The organism is Micromonospora sp. NPDC049107 (assembly GCF_040648595.1).
Lineage (GTDB): Bacteria > Actinomycetota > Actinomycetes > Mycobacteriales > Micromonosporaceae > Micromonospora.
In genome coordinates, this window is the sequence record NZ_JBEZEC010000005.1 from 306,760 (window position 1) to 326,024 (window position 19,265).

15 protein-coding genes and 1 riboswitch are annotated in these 19,265 nt (G+C 72.2%); of the genes, 6 read left to right on the forward strand and 9 right to left on the reverse strand.

All coding sequences use genetic code 11. The features are described 5' to 3' along the window. Positions 1-101 precede the first annotated feature (101 nt). Together AB0B55_RS15115 and AB0B55_RS15120 are read left to right on the forward strand one after the other, a co-directional pair. A complete protein-coding gene (locus tag AB0B55_RS15115; RefSeq protein ID WP_357124050.1) occupies positions 102-1,460 on the forward strand; it encodes a YibE/F family protein in 1,359 nt (452 codons plus the stop codon). A gap of 166 nt (positions 1,461-1,626) precedes the next feature. Next, a riboswitch (cyclic di-AMP (ydaO/yuaA leader) is annotated at positions 1,627-1,758 on the forward strand. Between the two features lie 3 nt (positions 1,759-1,761). Continuing rightward, a complete protein-coding gene (locus AB0B55_RS15120) occupies positions 1,762-2,784 on the forward strand; it encodes a hypothetical protein (RefSeq protein WP_357124047.1) in 1,023 nt (340 codons plus the stop codon). Positions 2,785-2,843: 59 nt separating this feature from the next. Here AB0B55_RS15120 and AB0B55_RS15125 read toward each other — a convergent pair whose 3' ends face one another. Continuing rightward, positions 2,844-3,551, reverse strand: coding sequence for a carbonic anhydrase (locus AB0B55_RS15125; RefSeq protein WP_357124043.1), 708 nt, complete (start codon positions 3,549-3,551; stop codon positions 2,844-2,846). Positions 3,552-3,711: 160 nt separating this feature from the next. Between AB0B55_RS15125 and AB0B55_RS15130 the strand changes: the two genes are divergently transcribed. Together AB0B55_RS15130 and mycP are read left to right on the forward strand one after the other, a co-directional pair. After that, positions 3,712-4,029, forward strand: a complete 318-nt coding sequence (locus AB0B55_RS15130) for a MarR family winged helix-turn-helix transcriptional regulator (RefSeq protein WP_357124040.1) — start codon at positions 3,712-3,714, stop codon at positions 4,027-4,029. A 75-nt stretch (positions 4,030-4,104) separates the two neighbouring features. Then, complete coding sequence (mycP, locus tag AB0B55_RS15135) at positions 4,105-5,343, forward strand: type VII secretion-associated serine protease mycosin (protein ID WP_357124037.1); 1,239 nt, start codon at positions 4,105-4,107, stop codon at positions 5,341-5,343. 52 nt (positions 5,344-5,395) lie between these two features. Here mycP and AB0B55_RS15140 read toward each other — a convergent pair whose 3' ends face one another. The 6 genes from AB0B55_RS15140 to eccCa form a co-directional block, all read right to left on the reverse strand. After that, the gene (locus tag AB0B55_RS15140; RefSeq protein ID WP_357124034.1) at positions 5,396-6,724 is read right to left on the reverse strand and encodes a hypothetical protein; all 1,329 of its coding nucleotides are present in this window, start codon (positions 6,722-6,724) and stop codon (positions 5,396-5,398) included. Positions 6,725-6,742: 18 nt separating this feature from the next. Beyond that, positions 6,743-7,306, reverse strand: coding sequence for a hypothetical protein (locus AB0B55_RS15145; protein ID WP_234590012.1), 564 nt, complete (start codon positions 7,304-7,306; stop codon positions 6,743-6,745). Positions 7,307-7,343: 37 nt separating this feature from the next. After that, a complete protein-coding gene (locus AB0B55_RS15150; RefSeq protein WP_357124031.1) occupies positions 7,344-8,777 on the reverse strand; it encodes a S8 family serine peptidase in 1,434 nt (477 codons plus the stop codon). A 117-nt stretch (positions 8,778-8,894) separates the two neighbouring features. Beyond that, positions 8,895-9,173, reverse strand: a complete 279-nt coding sequence (locus tag AB0B55_RS15155; protein WP_007454922.1) for a WXG100 family type VII secretion target — start codon at positions 9,171-9,173, stop codon at positions 8,895-8,897. Positions 9,174-9,198: 25 nt separating this feature from the next. After that, positions 9,199-9,507 carry a WXG100 family type VII secretion target gene (locus tag AB0B55_RS15160; protein ID WP_357124028.1) on the reverse strand — a complete coding sequence of 103 codons (309 nt, stop codon included), beginning with the start codon at positions 9,505-9,507 and terminating at the stop codon, positions 9,199-9,201. A gap of 206 nt (positions 9,508-9,713) precedes the next feature. After that, positions 9,714-13,676: a type VII secretion protein EccCa gene (gene eccCa / locus AB0B55_RS15165; RefSeq protein WP_357171968.1), complete on the reverse strand. Its 3,963-nt coding sequence runs from the start codon at positions 13,674-13,676 to the stop codon at positions 9,714-9,716. A 166-nt stretch (positions 13,677-13,842) separates the two neighbouring features. On the opposite strand from eccCa, the gene eccD reads away from it, so the two are divergent. Then, complete coding sequence (gene eccD, locus AB0B55_RS15170; RefSeq protein WP_357171969.1) at positions 13,843-15,243, forward strand: type VII secretion integral membrane protein EccD; 1,401 nt, start codon at positions 13,843-13,845, stop codon at positions 15,241-15,243. Between the two features lie 111 nt (positions 15,244-15,354). Here eccD and AB0B55_RS15175 read toward each other — a convergent pair whose 3' ends face one another. Together AB0B55_RS15175 and AB0B55_RS15180 are read right to left on the reverse strand one after the other, a co-directional pair. Next, on the reverse strand, positions 15,355-15,675 hold the full coding sequence (locus AB0B55_RS15175) for a MerR family transcriptional regulator (RefSeq protein ID WP_357124019.1): 321 nt from the start codon (positions 15,673-15,675) through the stop codon (positions 15,355-15,357). A gap of 659 nt (positions 15,676-16,334) precedes the next feature. After that, entirely contained in the window at positions 16,335-17,522 is a 1,188-nt protein-coding gene (locus AB0B55_RS15180) for a type VII secretion protein EccE (protein WP_357124016.1), read from the reverse strand. Positions 17,523-17,672: 150 nt separating this feature from the next. Between AB0B55_RS15180 and eccB the strand changes: the two genes are divergently transcribed. After that, positions 17,673-19,211, forward strand: coding sequence for a type VII secretion protein EccB (gene eccB / locus AB0B55_RS15185; RefSeq protein WP_357124013.1), 1,539 nt, complete (start codon positions 17,673-17,675; stop codon positions 19,209-19,211). Positions 19,212-19,265 lie beyond the last annotated feature (54 nt).

Consider the following 19,265-nt stretch of genomic DNA (forward strand, 5'->3'; position numbering starts at 1 on the left):
CAGGCGGCGAACCGACGCGCTCGTGCCCGCGTTCGTCCGGCGGAACTGAACCGCAGAGGCCGCCGGCACGTACCCCGCACCGGATCGTTGGGAGTCTCGCATTGGGTTCCGACCACAGCCATTCCGCTCGACCCGCCCCGCCCCGGGTACGACGGATCCTCATCGCGACGGTGGTGCCGCTCTTCGTGGCCACCGTCGTCGCCGCCGTGGTGCTGTGGCCACGGGACGGCGCACCGAAGAGCGGCGGTGGGGCGGATCTGCCGCGCCACCACGGCACGGTGACCCGGGTGGTGACCGAACCGTGCCCACCCTCGACGAGCCCGGAGGGCACGCCGAGCGGCGGGCCGTGCGGCACGGTGGACGTACTCCTCGAAGACGGGCCGCGCGCCGACCGGCAGGTGAGCACGCCCGTCCCCGCCGGCCCCGGAGCGCCTCGGGTCGAGGTGGGCGACGACGTCGTCCTGGTCGAGCTGACCGATCCGACCGATCCCACCCTCAGCACTTGGAACATCGCCGAGCACCAGCGCGGGACGCCACTGGTGTGGCTCGTGGGGGTCTTCGCCGCCGCCATCGTCGCGTTCGGCCGGTGGCGGGGTCTGGCCGCGCTCGCCGGCCTGGCCGCCAGCTTCGCCATCCTGCTCACCTTCGTGTTGCCGGCCATCGGCGCGGGCCGGTCACCGCTGCTGGTGGCGGTGGTCGGCGCGGCCCTGATCATGTTCGTGGTGCTCTACCTGACACACGGGGTGACCGCGCAGACCTCCGTCGCGGTCCTCGGCACCCTGGGCAGCCTGGTGCTCACCGGCGTCCTCGCGACCATCGCCACGGCCGCCACCCAGCTCACCGGCTTCGGCAGCGAGGACGCCACCACGCTCTCGATGTTCCAGGCGGAGGTGGACCTGCGCGGCCTGCTGCTCGCCGGGATCATCATCGGCTCACTCGGGGTACTCGACGACGTGACCGTCACCCAGGCCGCCACCGTCACCGAGCTGGCGAACGCCAACCCCGGGCTGGGTCGACGACAGCTCTACCGGGCCGCCACCCGGGTCGGCCGGGCGCACATCGCCTCCACGGTCAACACCATCGTGCTGGCGTACGCGGGCGCGTCACTGCCGCTGCTGCTTCTGCTCACCGCCGACTCGCGCCCCATCGGGCAGATTCTGACCAGCGAGTTCCTCGCACAGGAAATCGTCCGCAGCGCGGTCGCCACCCTCGGCCTGATCGCCGCCGTACCCCTCACCACCGGGCTGGCCGCGGTGGTGACCGCGGCCGGGTCGACGGCCACGCCCGACGCGGACGCCCCGCCACCGCGCCCCCGCGCGGACCGCGCGGAGGCGCTCGCCGCTCTCAGTTCCCCGCCGACGGATCGGGCCGACCGGCCCGATCCACAGCGGAACACACCCCCATCCACCGCCACCACCGGGTGGCCAGAGCCGAACAGGAGCACGGATACGGCATGGTGACACTCCTCAGCGTGACCGGATCGGGCACCCGCCCTGAGAACCGCGTCACTGGTCACTCAACGCCATGGCGAAATGACGCTTTTAGTCGGCATCAGGACGTAGCTCAGGCGGTGGACTCTCGGGTAACCTCGCTGCCGGTCACCGACGAAGGCGCGCAGCGGCGCCTGCGGTGCCACCGCCCAATCGCCAACCGGCGAGCCGGGGACCCAGGTACCTGGGGTGAATCCGCGACAGCGGTAGGGGCCACTTCCGCCCCGAACCCGTCAGCTAACCCGGTCGGCGGTCGACGGAAGGGAAGATTGTGACGGCACCCCTACGCCGCTGGTTGACGCCCGTGGTGGCCGTGTTCGCCGCGCTGACCGTGCTCGCCGGACCCCTCCCGGCCCACGCCGCCCCGACGACCCCCACACCGTCCGGGCACGAGGAGGACGGCGACGAGCCCAAGCTGCTCACCGACGTCATCGAGCAGACCAACCGGGACTACGTGGCGGCCAAGTCCAAACTGGACAAGTCCAAGAAGCGGCAGGTCGAACTCGCGGCAGAGGTCGACCGGGCGAAGGCCGACCTGGCCGCGCTGGCCCCGCAGGTCGCGCAGATCGCCGCTCAGTCGTACCGGACCGGACGGGTCGGCGCGATCGCGATGCTGCTGGAGGCCGACGCCCCGGACTCGTTCGTCCAGCGGGCCGCGGCGCTCGACGAGATGAACATGGTCAACGAAAAGAAGCTCGCCGAGGTCAACGCGGTGAAGTCCCGCGCCGAGGAGGCCAAGCTGGCCCTCGACACCGAGGTCCGGGAGCAGCAGAAGCAGACCGCGCTGATGGCGAAGGACAAGCGCGACGCGGACAAGGCGCTCGCGCTGGTCGGCGGCAAGGGCTTCACCGGCGGTCTGGTGGACGCCACCTCCCCGGTCGCCCGGATCGGCCCGGGTCGCACCGCCGACGGCGACTGGAAGCCCCAGTCGTGCAGCGAGAAGGACCCGACCACCTCCGGCTGCGTCACGCCGCGCACGCTGCACGCGTACAAGGAGGTCAAGCGGGCCGGGTTCAACCGGTTCGTGGGCTGCCACCGCAACGGTGGACCGTACGAGCACCCGAAGGGTCGCGCCTGTGACTGGTCGTTGCAGAAGAGCGGCTTCAGCCCGTGGCACAACGACGACACCCGGATGTACGGCAACAACGTGGCCGCGTTCCTCATCCGCAACGCCGACCGGCTCGGCATCTACTACGTGATCTGGAACCGGCAGATCTGGTTCCCGGCGACCGGCTGGAAGTCGTACAGCGGGCCATCGAACCACACCGACCACGTACACATGTCGCTGCTCTGATCCGACGCTCAACAGTTCGAGGGCCGTCCCGCGTCGAGCGGGGCGGCCCTCGTCGCGTGTCAGGCGGCGGCGGTCGCGGCCGGGTCGTCCGAGGCGTCGCCGGCCGGTACGGGGGTCACGGGTCGCACCGCCCCGGCGGCGAGCCGGTACGACATCCCCACCACCGCGCACCGCCCCCGCGCCACCTCGTCGGCCAGCACGGGCGACTGCCCGAGCAGCGTCTCGACCGTCTGCGCGATGTGGATGTCGACGATGCCGTCGATGTCGTGCACGCCCTCGGCCGTGGCTCGTCGCAGGCTGGGCAGCACCGCGTCGACCACCGCTGGGAGATGTCCCGGGGGCGCGATGCCGGTGGCCGCCGATTCGCGGGCCGCCTGCACGGCGCCGCAGGAGTCGTGCCCGAGCACCACCACCAGCGGAGCACCGAGGACGGCCACCGCGTACTCGACGCTGCCCAGCACCTCTGGCCCGGTGGTGTGCCCGGCGGTCCGGACGACGAAGAGGTCACCCAGCCCCCGGTCGAAGATGATCTCGGCGGCCAGCCGCGAGTCGGAGCAGCCGACGATCACCGCGAAGGGGTGCTGCCCGTCCGCCACGGCGGCCCGGTGCCCGGCATCCTGGTTGGGGTGGCGCGGCTCTCCGGCGACGAAGCGACGGTTGCCAGAGACCAGCTCGGCGTACGCTCGGGCCGGCTCGGTGGCGACCGGCGCCTGCTCGACGGTCCGCTGCGTGCCCGGCTGCCCGCCGGGCGTACCGGAACGGCTCATCCCCGCACCTCGTCTCACGCGTTTGACCTGCTCAACGGTCTTTTCAACCGGGCCGGCGGCGGGCGCTGGCTCGCGCTCAACGGTCACACGCACGGCAAGATGCGTCAAGATATGCGTGATTTAGATTTCATACGTTGACCCGGAAAGGCGGCCCCCCACGATGGCGAGCACGACGGCCGGAGGCGGCCGGAACTGGACATTTCTTACCAACCACGGCCATGTGCTGCTCGCCATCGCCCGCGACCCCACCGCCCGGCTCCGTGATGTGGCGGCGGAGGTGGGCGTCACCGAGCGGGCCGCCCAGGCCATCGTCGCCGACCTGGAGGCCGAGGGTTACCTGCACCGCACCCGGGTGGGGCGGCGCAACGAGTACACCCTCAACCCCGCCGGCCGGTTCCGGCACCCCGCCGAGGCCGAAGTGCAGGTCGGTGACCTCCTCGCGCTGTTCACCCCCACCCCCGGCGACGACACTCCCTGACGACCGTCGTGCGCCCCGATGTCGGCCGGCGTCGCCGGGCCGCTGCGCGACGCGGCGCAGCGGTAATCTCTGCGGGTGCGCGAATGCCTGCCGCCGAGCGCGACCGAACCACCCCGCCGTACCGTCCGCGCTGTCCTCAATGGAACGATCGCGACCCTGCTCGGGATCACCCTGGTAGTGGCCCCATGCGTCTCAGCGGCAGCGGCGGCACCCGTCTGCGGCCCGCCCGGTGAGGACGGCCTGGTGGAGATGCCGTGGGCGCTACATCGGCTCGATCCGGTCTCGGCCTGGCCGATCTCGCGAGGCGCCGGGGTGACGGTGGCGGTCATCGACTCCGGGGTCTCGGCCATCCACCCCGCCCTGAAGAACCAGGTTCTCCCCGGGCGCGACTTCAACAACCTGACCGACAACCGAGGCCAGTGCGACCTGGCGGGCCACGGCACGATGGTCGCCGGCATCATCGCCGGCCAGGACGGCACCGGAGCGCCGTTCAGCGGTATCGCCCCGGCGGCCCGCATCCTGCCCATCCGGGTGCTGCCCAACGCCAAGGGCACCAACGACGAGGCGCTGCCCGGGCAGATCGCCGCGGCCATCGACTGGGCGGTCGACAACGGCGCCGACGTGATCAACCTGTCCCTGGTGACCCTGCCCCGACCCGAACTGGCCCGGGCCGTCGAACGCGCCCTCGCCAAGCGGGTGATCCTGGTCGCTGCCGCCGGCAACCGGCAGGAGACACAGGAGGACAAGCCGGCGTACCCGGCCGCCTACCCGGGCGTCATCGCCGTCGCCGGCGTGGACGAGCAGGACGGGCACGTCGGCACCTCGGTCAGTGGCAGCTACGTCGACGTCGCCGCGCCGGGCCTCAACATCGTCGGCCCCGCGCCCGGTGGGGCCGGCTACCTCCCCGAGCCGGCGGGTGGCACCAGCTTCGCCGCCGCGTACGTCTCGGGGACGGCGGCGCTCGTCCGGGCCGCCTACCCGGACCTCACTCCGGAGCAGGTCGCCGACCGGCTGGAACGTACGGCGGACAACCCGCCGCAGGGCCGCAACGCCGAGGTCGGGTACGGGGTGGTCAACCCGTACCGGGCGGTGTCGAGCCTGCTGGGCACCCGCACCAACCCGCCGGTCGGCGCGCTCGCCCCGCCCGCCTCCGCAGCCGATCCGCTGAGTTGGCAGCGCACCGCGGCGATCTGGGCGGCCGTGGTCGGCGCCCTGCTCACCGTACTGCTGCTGATCACTCGGCCGATCGTGGCGCGGGGCCGCCAACGCGGCTGGCGTGCCGGCCGCCGCACCGACCAGCCGGTCGCCGGCTGAGCCCGGTCACGGCGCTGATGCGGTCTACCTCACCAGCGCCGTGCCGCAGCGCTCAGCGCAGGATGCCGGAGGTGCCGCCGCCGTCCGCGCCCCACACGTCCTCGTCCTCTTCCAGCCAGGTGTTGCGGGCGCCGTCCTCCTCGCCGTAACCGGCACCGGTACCCGCGCCGGCCAGGCCACCGGCGCCGCGCGCGCCCGCACCACGCCCCCCTGCGCCCGTCGCGCCGCGACCGGCGCCGCCGCGGCCCGCACCGCCGCCGCCACCGGCGACGCCACCCATACCGGGCGCCATGCCACCGGCCAGCTTGCCGCCCGCGCCGAGCCGACCACCGGCACCCCGGCCGCCACCGCGACCGGCACCCGCCGCGCCGCCACCCATCATCGGGCCCACGCCCGGGGAGACCGCCCGACCGAGCGCGCCGCCACCCGCGAGAGCGCCGACGCCTCCCCCGGCGCTACCCAGGCCGCCACCGCCGCCGAGCCCGGCGGAGGAGCCCAGGCCACCGGAGCCGAGGCCGGAGCCGAGCCCGGGGGAACCGCCACCGCCCGCGCCCGCGAGGCCGCTGCTGAACTCGTCGTCCACGCCGGGTACACCGCCGGTGCCCGGGTAGTCACCCGTGCCGGGGGTGTCGTACCCGCCGGAGAGGTCGGGGTGGGTGCCGGACCCGCTGGGCAGGTCGCCGGTGCCCGGCAGGTCGCTGGTACCGATCGAGGGGGTGGCACCGAGGCCACCACCGCCGCCACCGCCGCCGAGCTTCGGCACGCCACCGCCACCGCCACCGCCGCCACCACCGGTGTCCAGGTCGGGAATCTCGGGCTGCGTCGCCTTCTCTGCAGGGTTGTAAGCGTCGCCGGGGGTGCCGGGGGCTTTGGCCTGGTAGTCACCGCGCACCTGCTCGTAGACCCGGGCAGCGTCCTCCGACTGGTCGTTGATCCAGTCGGCGATGGCGGTCACCGGGTCGAACCAGCCCAGGAAGTCCGGCGAGACCTTCGCCTCGAAGAAGCCCACCCCGAGGGTCAGCTTGGCGTTGCGCGCCTCCAGCACGTCGTTGACGCAGGTCGCCGGGATCGGGAACTCCCGCTGGGCCTTGGTGAGATCGTCGGCGGCGGACTTGAGCGACTGGACGATGCCGTTGCCCTTCTCGGCGTCCGCCACGATGTGCCCGGTGTCCTTGGCGATCTGCTCGACGTGACCCTTGAACGCCTCGTACGCCGGGCCCTTCCAGGTCGTACCCAGATCCTTGATGTTGGACTCGAGGCTCTGCTTGACGTTGTTGAGATTCTTGAGCAGTTGCTCCCAACCGAGTGCGGCGCTCTCCACGTCACCCGGCCGGCCGTCGATGACGACCTTCTGGCACATCTCTTCCCAGCTCAGGCCCATCTGCTGTCCTCCCCCGTCCTAGCGTCCGTCGCCGTTGCCGGCCACGTCGCCGAAGACACGCTGCATCTCGGCGGCGGACATCCTGTTCTGCTCCTCCGCCGTCTCGTAGTTCTGCTTGACCTGGCGCAGCGCCTCCGCCGCGTCGTACAGGCTCTGCGAGAGCTTGCGGACACCGGACTCGGTGCCCTGGTAGAGCCCCTGGTGCTTGGCGGCCAGCCGGGCCGCCCAGTCGAACCCCCCGAGCGGGCTCGGCTGGCCACCGGCTCCGCCCGCCACGCCGCTGGCCGCCCCACCCATCAGGTCCTGGATGTCGACCATGTCGTAGGAGAGCTTGTTCAGGTACGCGGCGTGGGTCTCCAGCCAGGTGATGGCCGAGTCCAGGCTGGTCGCGTCCCACTCGGTCTTGACGCCGGCCTCACCGGGCGCGGCGATCAGGCCCTCCGGCGTCGCGGCGTGGTTGACGTTGTCGAGTTCCAGGCCGGTCACGGCGAGGCCCGACGTCGGTATCCCGCCCACCGGAACCGGGATGTAGAGGTCGTCGTTCACGTACCGTTCCGGCTGGGTGGTCCTGTCGTCCGTCATCGGTCCCCTCCCCGAAACCCTGACTGGTGGTGTGCGCTCACTGCTGCTGGTGTGGGCCCGGCGACGGCGGGCCCGAGCCCGGCCAGCCGGACCCGGCCGGCGGTGTCGCCGGAGCGGTCGGCGCCGGCGGATAACCCTGGGTGGGATGGCCGGGCGGCGGGTACCCCGGGCCGGGCTGGCCCGGTGCCGGGCCGTACCCCGGGCCGGGCTGCTGCGGCGGGCCGTAGCCGGCCGGTGCCGACTGGGTGGCGGGCCAGCCGGGTGGCGGCATGCCGGGTGCGCCCGGGTACGGGCCGACGGCCGCCGGCGGCGTGCGCCGCTTGCGGCGTCGCAGCACCACGAACAGCACGATCAACCCGATGATCGGTACGCCGAGGCAGAGTCCCAGTTGGACGATCGCACCGGCCTTGTTCGATACGCCGAACTCGACCGCCGGGCCGTCGTCCTCACCCGGTCGGGTCGCGCGGCCGGGGCCGGTCGGGCCGGCCGCCTCGCCCTTCAACAGGGGGTTCGCCGTCACGGTGGGTACCGAGCGGGTCAGGGCGGCGACCGGGTCGACCCGGCCGAAGCCGAACTGCGGGTCCCGGCCGGCCGGACCGGCGTCGCGAGCGGTCTCGATCAAGCGGCTGATGACATTGGGCGCGTCGAGCTTCGGGTACTTCGCGCGGATCAGCGCCACCACCCCGGAGATGATGGCCGCCGCCGGACTGGTGCCGCTGGCTACCGTATATCCGTTCGGCGAGACCGCCTTGGGCGCCGGGGCGATGATGCTCTCCATCGGACTCGCGAGGACGGTCTCCGGGCCCTGCACCGAGCCGGAAGAGAAGCCGCCCCGCTTGTCGAATCCGCTGACGGCGACGACGCCGGGGATGTTGGCCGGCGCGATGACCTGGCGGTCGCCCTGCTCGGTGTTGCCGGCGGACGCCACCACCACGACATCCTTGCTCAGCGCGTAGTTGATGGCGTCCACCAGCTCCGGCGGAGCCGCCCCCTCGTCGCCGAGCGAGAGGTTGATGATGTCGGCACCATTGTCCGCGGCCCACCGGACGCCCAGGACCACGTCCTGGCCGTCGGAGTCGGCACCAGTCGAGACCGGGAGGATCTTCGCGGCCGGGGCGATGCCCAACTCGTGCATCGCGCCACCGCCGCGCCCGGCGATGATGCCGGCCATCGAGGTGCCGTGCCCCTTGACCTTGTCGTCGTCACGCCGGCCGTCCGAGGCCGCAAGGGGGTTGGTGCCGTGCCCCGCGAGCACCTGACCGCGCAGGTCAGGATGACTTGCCTCGACTCCGGTGTCGACGACGGCGACCACGACACCCGCACCCTTGGTGATCTGGTGCGCGGCGGGGATCTTGAGATAGTCCAGGTACCACTGAAGGCCACGGACCGTGTCAGCGGCCCGGGCCGGCGTCGGCGCGACGGTCACCGCAGGGGCCAGCGCGGCGCACAGCGCCAGCGCGGCCGCGCCCACGGCCCGTGTCGATCGGAAAGGCTTCCCCGTACGCATCGCTCTCCCGTATCTCGCCGACGCCAACACGATGCGGCTCCGGCCCGGTCGAGCCGGACCGGAGCCGCATCGGTGATTGTGTCAGCCCCACACCTTGGAGTTGCTCATCTCGGTGGAGACGTAGTTTTCGCGGGCGATGCCGACGGCACCACCGATCTCGTTCAGGATCCGGTTGATGTCCCGGACCGACGAGTCCCACTTCGCCTGGTGCTGCTCGTAGGCGGTGCGGTCCTCGCCCTCCCACTCGAGCTTGGACAGCATCGACCGCAGCGTGTCCAGCTTCTCGTCGATGGTCTTCGAGATGGCCTGCATCTGCTGGTTGCTGCTCTCGAGGACCGCGTAGTCAACCTTGATCGTCACGTTTTCCTCCTCTGCTGGCTACGGATCACGGGTTGAGAGCAGAGTGGAACTTGTCCAGCATCTGCTGCTGCTCCTCGTCGTTGACCTGGTGCGTCGTACCCGACTTGTCGAGCAGGTCCGCGATGTTGTCCATCGCGGTCAGCAGACTCACGGTGTCCTCGTTCCAGCGAGCCATGAGCGACTGGAACCCCGTGGACGCCTGACCCTTCCACGCCATGGCCAGGTCGTCGACCACGTTCCACAGCTTCTTCAGCTCACCGTCGACCTCGCTGCGCGTGGACCGCACGTCACTCGCGGCAGTATGCAGACTCGCAGCTGAGACCTCGAACGCCATGCTTCACACCCTTCCGTCATGTTGTGTGGCTGCGGCTTTGCCGCGCCTCTCCCCCGCGGCAAGGCAGCAACACCCCACCGACGGACACTCCACCAGAGACGGTAGCGGAATCCGTCCAGCCACCGCAGCCCTGACCGGGACGGTTCGATGGATGATGGTGGATCGGACCGGTGGGACGACCCGTACGGACCACCCGGACGGCTCGATCAGGCCGGCTCGGACCAGGCGGTCTGAATGAGCTGCTGACCGTCGCGCCGCCGCACGAGGGTGCCCCGACCGGGTGGCTGCGGGCTCGGACGCAGCGTGCCGAACACGGCGCCCTCCTCCCGGTTGCCGGACATCAGCAAACCGGGCGAATCCAGCTCACGCAGGCGTTGCAGCACCGGCTCGTAGAGCGCCCGCGCCACGCCGCCGACCCGGCGGGTGATGATCAGATGCAGGCCGATGTCCCGGGCCTGCGGCAGCAGCTCGTGCAGGGCGCTCAGCGGGTTGCTGCCACCGGAGGCGACCAGGTCGTAGTCGTCGACCAGGATGTACAGGTCCGGACCCTTCCACCAGCTGCGGTCCCGCAACTGGGCGGTGGTCACGTCCGGGCCCGGCAGACGGTTGGACAGCGCGCTGCGGATCGAGGCGAGCCCCTGCGCGAACGCCTGGTTGGACGGCGCGTAGTCGAGCAGGTGATCGCCCTCGACCGCGCCCAGCAGGCCCCGCCGGTAGTCGGCGATCACCAGCCGGGCCTGGGCGGGCGTGTACCGCTCGGTGATGCCCCGGGCGATGAGCCGCAGCAGGTTGGTCTTGCCGCACTCGGCGTCGCCGAAGACGGTCAGGTGCGGCTCGTTCGCCAGGTCCAGGTAGACCGGCGCGAGCGCCGACTCGTTGACACCGATCGGCAGGCCGGGCGCCGACCGGTCGATGATGCGCGCCAGCTCGGGCACCGGCAGCCGGCGCGGCAGCAGCCGTACCTTCGGCGCGGGACGCCCCGGCCAGTTCGCCGCCACGTGTCCGGCGAGCGCGATCGACGCCTCGCTCAGGTCCTCGATGTCGCGCCGACCGTCGATCCGCGAGATGGCCGTCAGGAAGTGCAGCTTGTCCCGGGTCAGGCCGCGACCGGGCGACTTCTCCGGCACGTTCATCGCCGAGCGCCGGTCGATCTCGGACTCGGCGGCGTCGCCGAGGCGCAGCTCCAGCTTGGTGCCGAGCAGGTCCCGCATGTTGATCCGGATCTCCGCCCACCGCACCGCCGTGAGCACGACGTGCACCCCGAAGCCGAGGCCCCGGTTGGCGAGCGTGGTGATGGTCTGCTCCAGCTCCTCGTAGTCCTGGCGCAGCGTGTTCCAGCCGTCCACCACCAGGAACACGTCGCCGAACGGGTCGTCGGCGAACTCGCCGGCCGCCCGCCGACGTCGGTAGCTCGCCACCGAGTCGATGCCGTGCTGGGCGAAGCGTGTCTCCCGGTCGTCCAGCACCGCGACCACCTCGGCCACCGTGCGGCGCACCGCCTCGACGTCCCGTCGCCCGGCCACCCCGGCCATGTGCGGCAGCCGTTCGAGGCTGCGCAGCGCGCCACCGCCGAAGTCCAGACAGAAGAACTGCACCTCGCGGGACGTGTGGGTGAGCGCCAACGAGGCCAGCAGCGACCGCAGCATGGTGCTCTTGCCGCTGAGCGACCCGCCCACGATGACCACGTTGCCGCCCGCGCCGGCCAGCTCGACCATCATCGGATCGCGGCGCTGCTCGTACGGGCGGTCCACCACGCCGACCGGCACCGTCAGGCGTCCCCGGCCCGGCCAGGACGCCGTGCACAACCCGTAGGTCGGGTCGACGGCCAGCGGGCCGAGCAGCTCGCCCAGGCCCGGTGGGTCGGCCAGCGGCGGCAGCCACACCTGGTGAGCCGGTCGGCCCCGCCCCTTGAGCTGCTCGATCAGCACGTCCAACATCGCCACGGCCTTGCCGTCGGTCGGCTGCTCCGGCTCCGGCGCGGTGTCCACCGACACCTGCGGAACCTGCGCGGGGATGAAGTTGACGCCGTACGGCACGATCCGGCGCTGCACGAGGGCCTGTGACGTGGAGGCCTGCTGGCCGGGCGCCCGGTACGGCCCCGAGACGTACGCGGCCCGGAACCGCAGCATGGTGTTGGTGTCCGTCTTCAGGTAACCGTGCCCCGGCGCGCTCGGCAGCTCGTACGCGTCGGGTACGCCGAGCACGATCCGGCTCTCCACGGCCGAGAAGGTCCGCAACCCGATCCGGTACGACAGGTGGGTGTCCAGACCCCGCAGCTTGCCCTCCTCCAGCCGCTGCGAGGCCAGCAACAGGTGCACGCCCAACGACCGACCCAATCGGCCGATCATCACGAACAGGTCGATGAAGTCCGGCTTCGCGGCCAACAACTCGCTGAACTCGTCACAGATGATCAACAAGCTCGGCATGGGCGCCAACGGTTCCCCCGCCGCACGCGCCTTCTCGTACTCGAACCGCGAGACGTAGTTGCCCGCCGCCCGCAGCAACTCCTGCCGCCGTACCATCTCGCCGGCGAGCGCGTCACGCATCCGGTCGACCAACGGCAGCTCGTCCGCCAGGTTGGTGATCACCGCGCTGGTGTGCGGCAACGCCTCCAACGAGGCGAACGTCGCGCCGCCCTTGAAGTCCACCAGGACGAAGTTCAGCTCCTCCGACGAGTGGGTCACCGCGAGCGCGGCCACCACCGTACGGAGCAGTTCGCTCTTGCCGGAACCGGTCGCGCCGATGACCAGGCCGTGCGGGCCCATGCCCTCGTGCGCGGACTCCTTGAAGTCCAGCTCGACCACGTTGCCGTCCGGGCCGACACCCAGCGGGATGCGCAGCCGGTCGCGGTGACCGCGCGGCCGCCACGTCTGGTGTACGTCCACCGCCGCGGCGTCGCCGACGCCGAGCAGGTCCGGAAGCTCCATGCTGCGGGCCAGCGGCTCCTCGTTGCTGGTCTGCTGCTGCGACAGCCGGTACGGCGCGATCTGCCGGGCCAGCCCTTCGGCCGCCTCGGCGGAGAGCCGGTCGGGCCGGCCGAGACGCGAGGTCGAATTGCCCCGGATGAGGTCGAGCGCGTTGCCGTCGCCCGCGTCCAGGCAGAGCAACCAGCGGCCGGCGTCGCGCGGCACCGTCCCGGACAGGTCGATCAGGGTGACGCCGAGCAGACCCTGACCCACCAGTTGGCAGGTCGGGGAGATCTCGCCACCGTCGACCACCACGACGAGGTGCGGCGCGGTGGTCAGCGGCTTCGCCTCGGCCGCGAAGCGGGGTCGCCCGGCCAGTTCGGCGGCGAGGGACTCCTCGGCCTCGGCCAGGCTGGCGAAGACCAGACGACGCGCTCCGGCGGCGTCCGTCCGGCCACTGTGGTGGGCGTGCGGCAACCACTTCACCCATTCCCAGATCGGCTGCCGGTCGGGCGCGGCGACCACCGCGACCACCAGGTCGTCGGGGGCGTGGAAGGTCACGAGCTGGCCCAGGGCCGCCCGCGTCAGGTCGAGCACCGGGTCCCGGTCACCGCGCAGCACCACCCGGCTGAACGCGCGGACCGACAGCGCGGTCGGCAGTTCGGGCACCGTGGTGTGCGCGCGGACGAACCGGCGCAGCGCGATGGCGCTCATCGGCTCCAGGTCCTCGACCGGCTTGGTCTCCGGGGGGACGATCTCCACGGCGAGCCGCTGCGGGCCCATCGCGATCCGCGTCTCGCCGAAGTCCGGCTCGGTGATCCGACGCTCCCACAGCCGACGGGACGCCGCGATCGACCAGAGCGCGTCGGGCTCGGGGTGCCGCCAGTCCATCGCGTCCCGCTGCTGGGCAGCCGCACGACGGGTGCGCTTGCGCATCTGCGCCAGGTAACGCATGTAGTCGCGGCGGTCGGCGTTCAGCTCGGCCTTGTCGTTGCCGCCGTTGCCGAGCGAGCCGATGGCCATGCCGAGCATCGACACTCCGAACAGGCCACCGGCGACGTACGTCATCATGCCGCTGCCCCGACCGGCGTAGAGGAACGCCATCGCGCCGACGCCGCAGACCATCGGCAGGATCATGAGCAGCTGCCCCATCCCGCGCGGTGTCGGCTCGGGCAGCTCGGGCGGGGACTCCAGCACCACCTCGCCACGCGGCAATGCCGGCCCCGGTTGACGCGGAGGTCGGCGGAACACCACCGTGCTCACGGCTGTCTCCTCCCCAGAAGCGGCCCTGCCGTCGTGCCGACGCGACGCGAAGCTCGCGGGTGGGCACTGTACGTGCCCGTCATCGTAGGTAATCTCCCGTGGGCGCGGTGCACCCGCACCGTGGCGCCGCGGCCCGCTGATCATAGATGGACACCAGGAGGCCACTGTGGCTACGAAGTCGGCGACCGGCGGTCTGAGCCGGATCACCATTGTGGCCCCCCGTACCCGGATGGACCTGGCGCTGCCCTCGGACGTACCGATGGCCGACCTGCTGCCCACCCTGCTGCGCTACGCGGGGGAGGACCTGGCCGACGACGGGGTGCGGCACGGCGGCTGGGCGTTGTCCCGGCTGGGCTCGGCGCCGCTGGACGGTGGTCGTACCGCCGCGCAGCTCGGTGTCCGCGACGGCGAGGTGCTGTACTTCAACCCGCGCTCCGCAGCCGCCCCGGAGATCGTCTTCGACGACGTGGTGGACGCGGTCGCCACCGCCACCACGCAACGGCCAGGCTCCTGGCAGGTCGACGCGACCCGGTCGTTCGCCGTGCTGTTCGCCGCGGCGGCGTTCGGCGCGGGCGCGGTGGCGGCCCTGTTCACCGGCCCTCCGCACCTGCCCGCCGCGCTGGCCGCCCTGTTGGTCGCGGTGGCGCTGCTGGTCGGCGCGGCGGTGCTCGCCCGGGCCATGGGCGACAGCCGGACGGGCTCGGTGCTGGCGATGGCCGGGCTGCTCTACGCGGGTACCGGTGGCCTGCTGCTGCTCGCCGGGGACCGGAAGCTGACCGAGTTGGCCAGCCCACACGTCCTGCTCGCGGCCACCGCCGTGGTGGTCGCCGGGGCGGTGGCCGTGCTGGCGGTCGGTGACGACCGGTACCCCCTCTTCTTCGCCGCGATCGGTCTCGGCGCGGGGGCCGGCGTGGGCGCGCTGCTCTGCCTGCTCCTCAGCATCGACGCCGCAGCCGGCGCCGCGGTGGTGGCGGCCGTCGCCTTCGGCCTGGTGCCGGCGCTGCCGATGGTGGCCTACCGGCTGGCCCGCCTGCCGGTGCCGTCGATCCCCACCGGTCCGGACGACCTGAAGACCGACAGCGAGACGGTGGACGGGCGGCGGGTGCTTGAGCGCAGCGACCGCGCCGACGCGTTCCTCACCGCTCTGTTGTGGACGTTGTCGTTGCTGGTCCTCGGCGCGGAGGTGGTGCTGGCCCTGGACGGCAGGCTGGCGGCCGTGCTGCTGTGTCTGGTGCTGGCCCTGCTGTCGTTGCTGCGGGCGCGTCCGCTACTGGGCCGGGCGCAGCGCGTTCCGGTGCTGCTCGCCGGCACCGTCGGGCTGGGCCTGGCGGCCGCCGCGACCTTCGCGGGCGGCGCACTGGCGGTCCGGCTCGGCCTGATCCTCGGTGGGCTGCTGCTGGCGGCCGTGGTCAGCCTGATCTACGGCCTGTCCGTCGCCGGCAAGCGGATCTCACCGGTGTGGGGTCGGCTGCTCGACATCGTCGAGATCCTGCTGATCATCGCGTTGGTGCCGCTCGCCGTCTGGGTCTGCGGCATGTACGACTGGATCGTCAACCTGCGCCCCTGACGGGACGGCCGTAGTTTTCAGCGAAGACCGCGACCGCCCGTTGATCTCGTTCTGCCGCCTTGGCGGCAGACGGTCCTTCTCCACCCCGAGAAGGACCGTGCAGCGTGCGGGTCAGGCGGCGCCGCCCTGCTGGCGGCATACGTGGTCGCGGTGGTGCTGAAGGGCCTCTTCCAGCTGGTCTTCGAGGATGATGATCCGGCAGGCGGCTTCCAGAGCGGTGCCGTGGTCGACCATCTCCCGGGCTCGTACGGCCAGGCGCAGCTGGTATCGGGAGTAGCGGCGGTGGCCGCCGGCGGAGCGGAACGGGACGATCAGTTTCGCCTCGTCGAGGCGGCGCAGGAAATCCTGCGAGGCGCCGACGATCTCGGCGGCCCGGCCCATGGTGTAGGCGGGGTAGTCGTCATCGTTGAGCATGTCGTCGGGTTGGGCCATACATTCCTTCTTCGTGAACGAGGGCCCCGGCGCATGTCGCGCCGGGGCCCAGGGTTACGGGTTGAATACACCATCTACCGACAGGTTCGTCGGGTTCTCGTTTCCGCACCATGCCGTCATCAGCAGGCGGTGCGAGGATCGCATAAGCGTGACCGGAGACCACCTCGCGTTCAAAGTGATTACGGTGTCCACCGCAGAACTGGAACTACGTCCCGACGGCGGGCGATCCAACGGCGTCAAACCCTCCCTTTCCTCTGCTTTAACCGACCTACTGTGCTGTCCGTCGATGCCGGAGCCCCACGCGACTTCCTGGCCCCGAGCATGTGCGGCGGATCCCTGCCGCGTCAGGCGGAGCCCCGAACATTGCATCGGCCCTGCCTGCGGTTGCCCTGACCTGGAGTTACGTCAAGGTCTTGTCGTGCACGTGCCATGTTGCACGCGGTGATGTGGTTCCACCGCGGTTACCGAGCGGGCCCCGAGAACTTCCGGGCCCTGCTTCGACGCTCGGCCTGTTACGTCGGCGTCTTCAACCGATCTTCCTCGTCAACGGGGACAACACTAACTGGCCCGGCCCAGGAAATCTAGTCTTTCGAGACTAGATTTCCTGGGCGACTGACTGCAGGTTGATGCGCCTGCCGGGCTGGGCCCGGAAGGAACGGTCAGCGGGGCTGTCGGCGGCCGACTCCGCCGAGCGCCGAGGCGACCGGCGCGCTGGCGTAGACGCCCGGCCCGTGCTGGCCGTCCATCGGCCGGGCCGGCGTGCCGGCCCGTTGCGCCATGTCCCCGACGACCTTGACCAGCGCCTCGACGTGGTTGTCCATGGCCGCGACCCGCAGCAGCGGGGCCGCCACGCGCCCGTCGGGCGACACCGTGGCCGCCACCGTGTGCGAGGGCGCGGACGTGGCGGTGATCGCGTCCACCAGCGGGCCGAGTGGCGCGCCCGGCCGGGCGCGCAGGGTCAGGCAGCGGTGCGTCCAACCACCGCCACGCAGCCCCGACCAGGTCTCCGTCGGTGGCTCGGGCACCAGGTCCAGTCCGGCAGCCGAGACCACCGCGGCGCGCAGCTCGTCGCGGCCCAGCGGCCGGTGGGCCAGCCCGGCCGCCGTCAACGCCTTGCCCAACCGGCCGATCCCGGCGGCCAGCGTGCGGTGGACGCCCGGCAGACCGCCGCCCCGGCTGACCGTCTCCACCCGTGCGTCGCGGACCGTGAGCCGCAGCGCCACCCAGACGGTCCGGTGTGCGGCCGGTGGCGCGCCCGCAGCCGGATACCAGACCAGGGTGTGCGCGACCACCTGGGCTCGGGAGACCGGCGCCGAGAAGTCCCCGAGCACCCGCAACGCCCGGTCGACGGTCGACGCCTCCACCGAGCCGACCGCGGCGCCGGTGGCCGGCTGCAACGCGACCGCCGCGAACCAACCCTGGTCATCCTGCCCGATGCCCAGCCGGGTGCCCCGGTCGGTCAGCTCGATCACACCCAGCTCGGGCGCCAGCGCGGCCAGCCGGGGGTCTGCGGCCGTCCCGCCGGCCAGGGCCGCGGCGGCCCGTTCACGTCGGCGACGCATCCGGCGGCGCAGCAACACGTCCTCGAACCACCAGCGACCACCACGTCGGGCGAACGCGGACAGCACGACCACCGCCGCCACGACAGCCACCGTCGCGAGCAGCCAGGTCGGACCGGCCGTCGCGGCCCAGACGGCGACGGCACAGACCTCGAGTACGACGAGCTGGCCGACCAGCAGCGGACCGATGCGCCCCCGGCCCGGCCGGTCGGCCGCGGCGGTGACCCGCGCCGGAACGCCGGACGGCCGCACGGCGGCATCCGCGGGTGGCGCCTGAACCTGCGTCATCGCTGACTGTCCCTCCTGGACGGTATGGCCCTGAGCCGCGGGGTGGCCCGGCGGTGGCCCCGAGGACCGGCCGTCGGCCCCTTATCGTAGGGAAGCCCGCGACGGCACCCCGAGGACATCGTCGCGGATCCACCCCGCCGGAGGTAAGTCATGCGGACCCGCCGTGATCAGGTGCAGGCGTACCGCTTCGTCACCCGCCGGATCGTCTCCGCGCTGCTGTCGGGTGATCCGGAGACCACCAACCTGCCGATGCGACGGCTCGGCATGGCGGTCTTCGGCAGCGTGATCGCCGCCGCGGTGGTCCTCGGTGGCGTGGGCGCGTACGGCCAGTTGACCGGGAACACCGCACCGCTGGACGAGAACACGTTGGTCATCGAGCGGGAGACCGGCGCCACCTACGTGTACGCCCAGGGGCAGCTGCACCCGACGCTCAACTACACCTCCGCGCGGCTAATCCTGAACGAGCCGGACCCCACGGTGCGCACCATGTCGCAGGCGTCGCTGCGGGACCGGCCACGCGGCCGTACCGTCGGCATCGTCGGAGCCCCGGACGCGCTGCCGGACCGCAAGTCGTTGACGGGTCTGCCGTGGTCGGTCTGCGACGTGCCCGACCCGGTCGACCCGCGCCACTCCACCACCCGCGTCGTGATCAATCGGGCGCTGCCCGGCGGTACGCCGCTCGGTGACCGCGCGGTGCTGGTCACCGTGGACGGGCAGCGGCACCTGCTCGCCGCCGACTCCCGACTGGAGGTGCGGGGCGGTGACCAGGCCGTCGCGGCGCTGCGGATGACGGGTACGGCTCCGCTGCCGGTCGGGCAGCAGCTCCTCAACGCCGTACCGGCCGGACCGCCGCTGCGCAAGCCGTCGCTGCCCGGTCTGGGTGAGCGCAGCGGGTTGAGCGTGGCCGGCCGGCCCGCCACCATCGGCCAGGTCTTCCAGGCGGCCGGGCAGCACTACGTGCTGGCGCGCGAGGGTCTCGTCTCGATCAGTGAGATCACCGCGCTGCTGCTCATCAGTGGCGGCGGTCGGATCACCGACATCACGCCCGATCAGGCCGGGCGTCTCCTGACGGAGCAGCGGGTGGACGCGGACGGGATGCCGAGGACGCTGCCCACCCTGTATCCGGCCCGGGCCGGACAGACGCTGCTCTGCGCGACGTACCGGGAGGGCACCGCCGGTGGCCCGCCGACCACCACGCTGGAGGTCTTCGACCGGGTGCCGGCGGAGCTGGCGGACACCGAGCCGGGTTCGGTACCGGTACGCCAGGGCGCCCGGGACGCGGTGCGCACGGCCGAGTCGGTGCTGCTGCCCGGCGGCAAGGGCGTACTGGCCCAGGCTGCGCCCGGTGCCGGCACCAGCGGCTCCGGTGCCGCCGGCACGACGGTCTACCTGATCAGCCCTCAGGGTGTCCGGTACCCGCTCGGCTCGCCCGAGGCGCGGTCCGCCCTCGGCTACGACGGGGTCACCCCGCTGGCGGTGCCCGGCTCGCTGCTCGCGTTGATCCCGACCGGGCCGACCCTGGACCAGGAGTCCGCGCTCGCGCAGTTCGCGCCGGGTGACGCGGGGGCGACCACGCCGCCGTCGCAGCCGCCCTCGCAGTCCAGCTCGCCGACGCCCGACACGAGCGCCCCGGCGAGTGGCGGCACCGGTGGCTGGGTTCCCGAGGTATCGACCGGCACCGACGACTGAGCGGTTCATACGGGTCGCCCCGGCTCGCGGAGGTGGACTAACCTGGATCCGCTG

Coding starts and splice junctions, on each gene's coding strand:
- eccB (WP_357124013.1), top strand. CDS start 17,673: ATGCGGACCCGCCGTGATCAGGTGCAGGCGTACCGCTTCGTCACCCGC.
- AB0B55_RS15160 (WP_357124028.1), bottom strand. CDS start 9,507: ATGGCGTTCGAGGTCTCAGCTGCGAGTCTGCATACTGCCGCGAGTGAC.
- AB0B55_RS15140 (WP_357124034.1), bottom strand. CDS start 6,724: ATGGGCCTGAGCTGGGAAGAGATGTGCCAGAAGGTCGTCATCGACGGC.
- AB0B55_RS15130 (WP_357124040.1), top strand. CDS start 3,712: ATGGCGAGCACGACGGCCGGAGGCGGCCGGAACTGGACATTTCTTACC.
- AB0B55_RS15145 (WP_234590012.1), bottom strand. CDS start 7,306: ATGACGGACGACAGGACCACCCAGCCGGAACGGTACGTGAACGACGAC.
- AB0B55_RS15180 (WP_357124016.1), bottom strand. CDS start 17,522: ATGACGCAGGTTCAGGCGCCACCCGCGGATGCCGCCGTGCGGCCGTCC.
- AB0B55_RS15175 (WP_357124019.1), bottom strand. CDS start 15,675: ATGGCCCAACCCGACGACATGCTCAACGATGACGACTACCCCGCCTAC.
- AB0B55_RS15125 (WP_357124043.1), bottom strand. CDS start 3,551: ATGAGCCGTTCCGGTACGCCCGGCGGGCAGCCGGGCACGCAGCGGACC.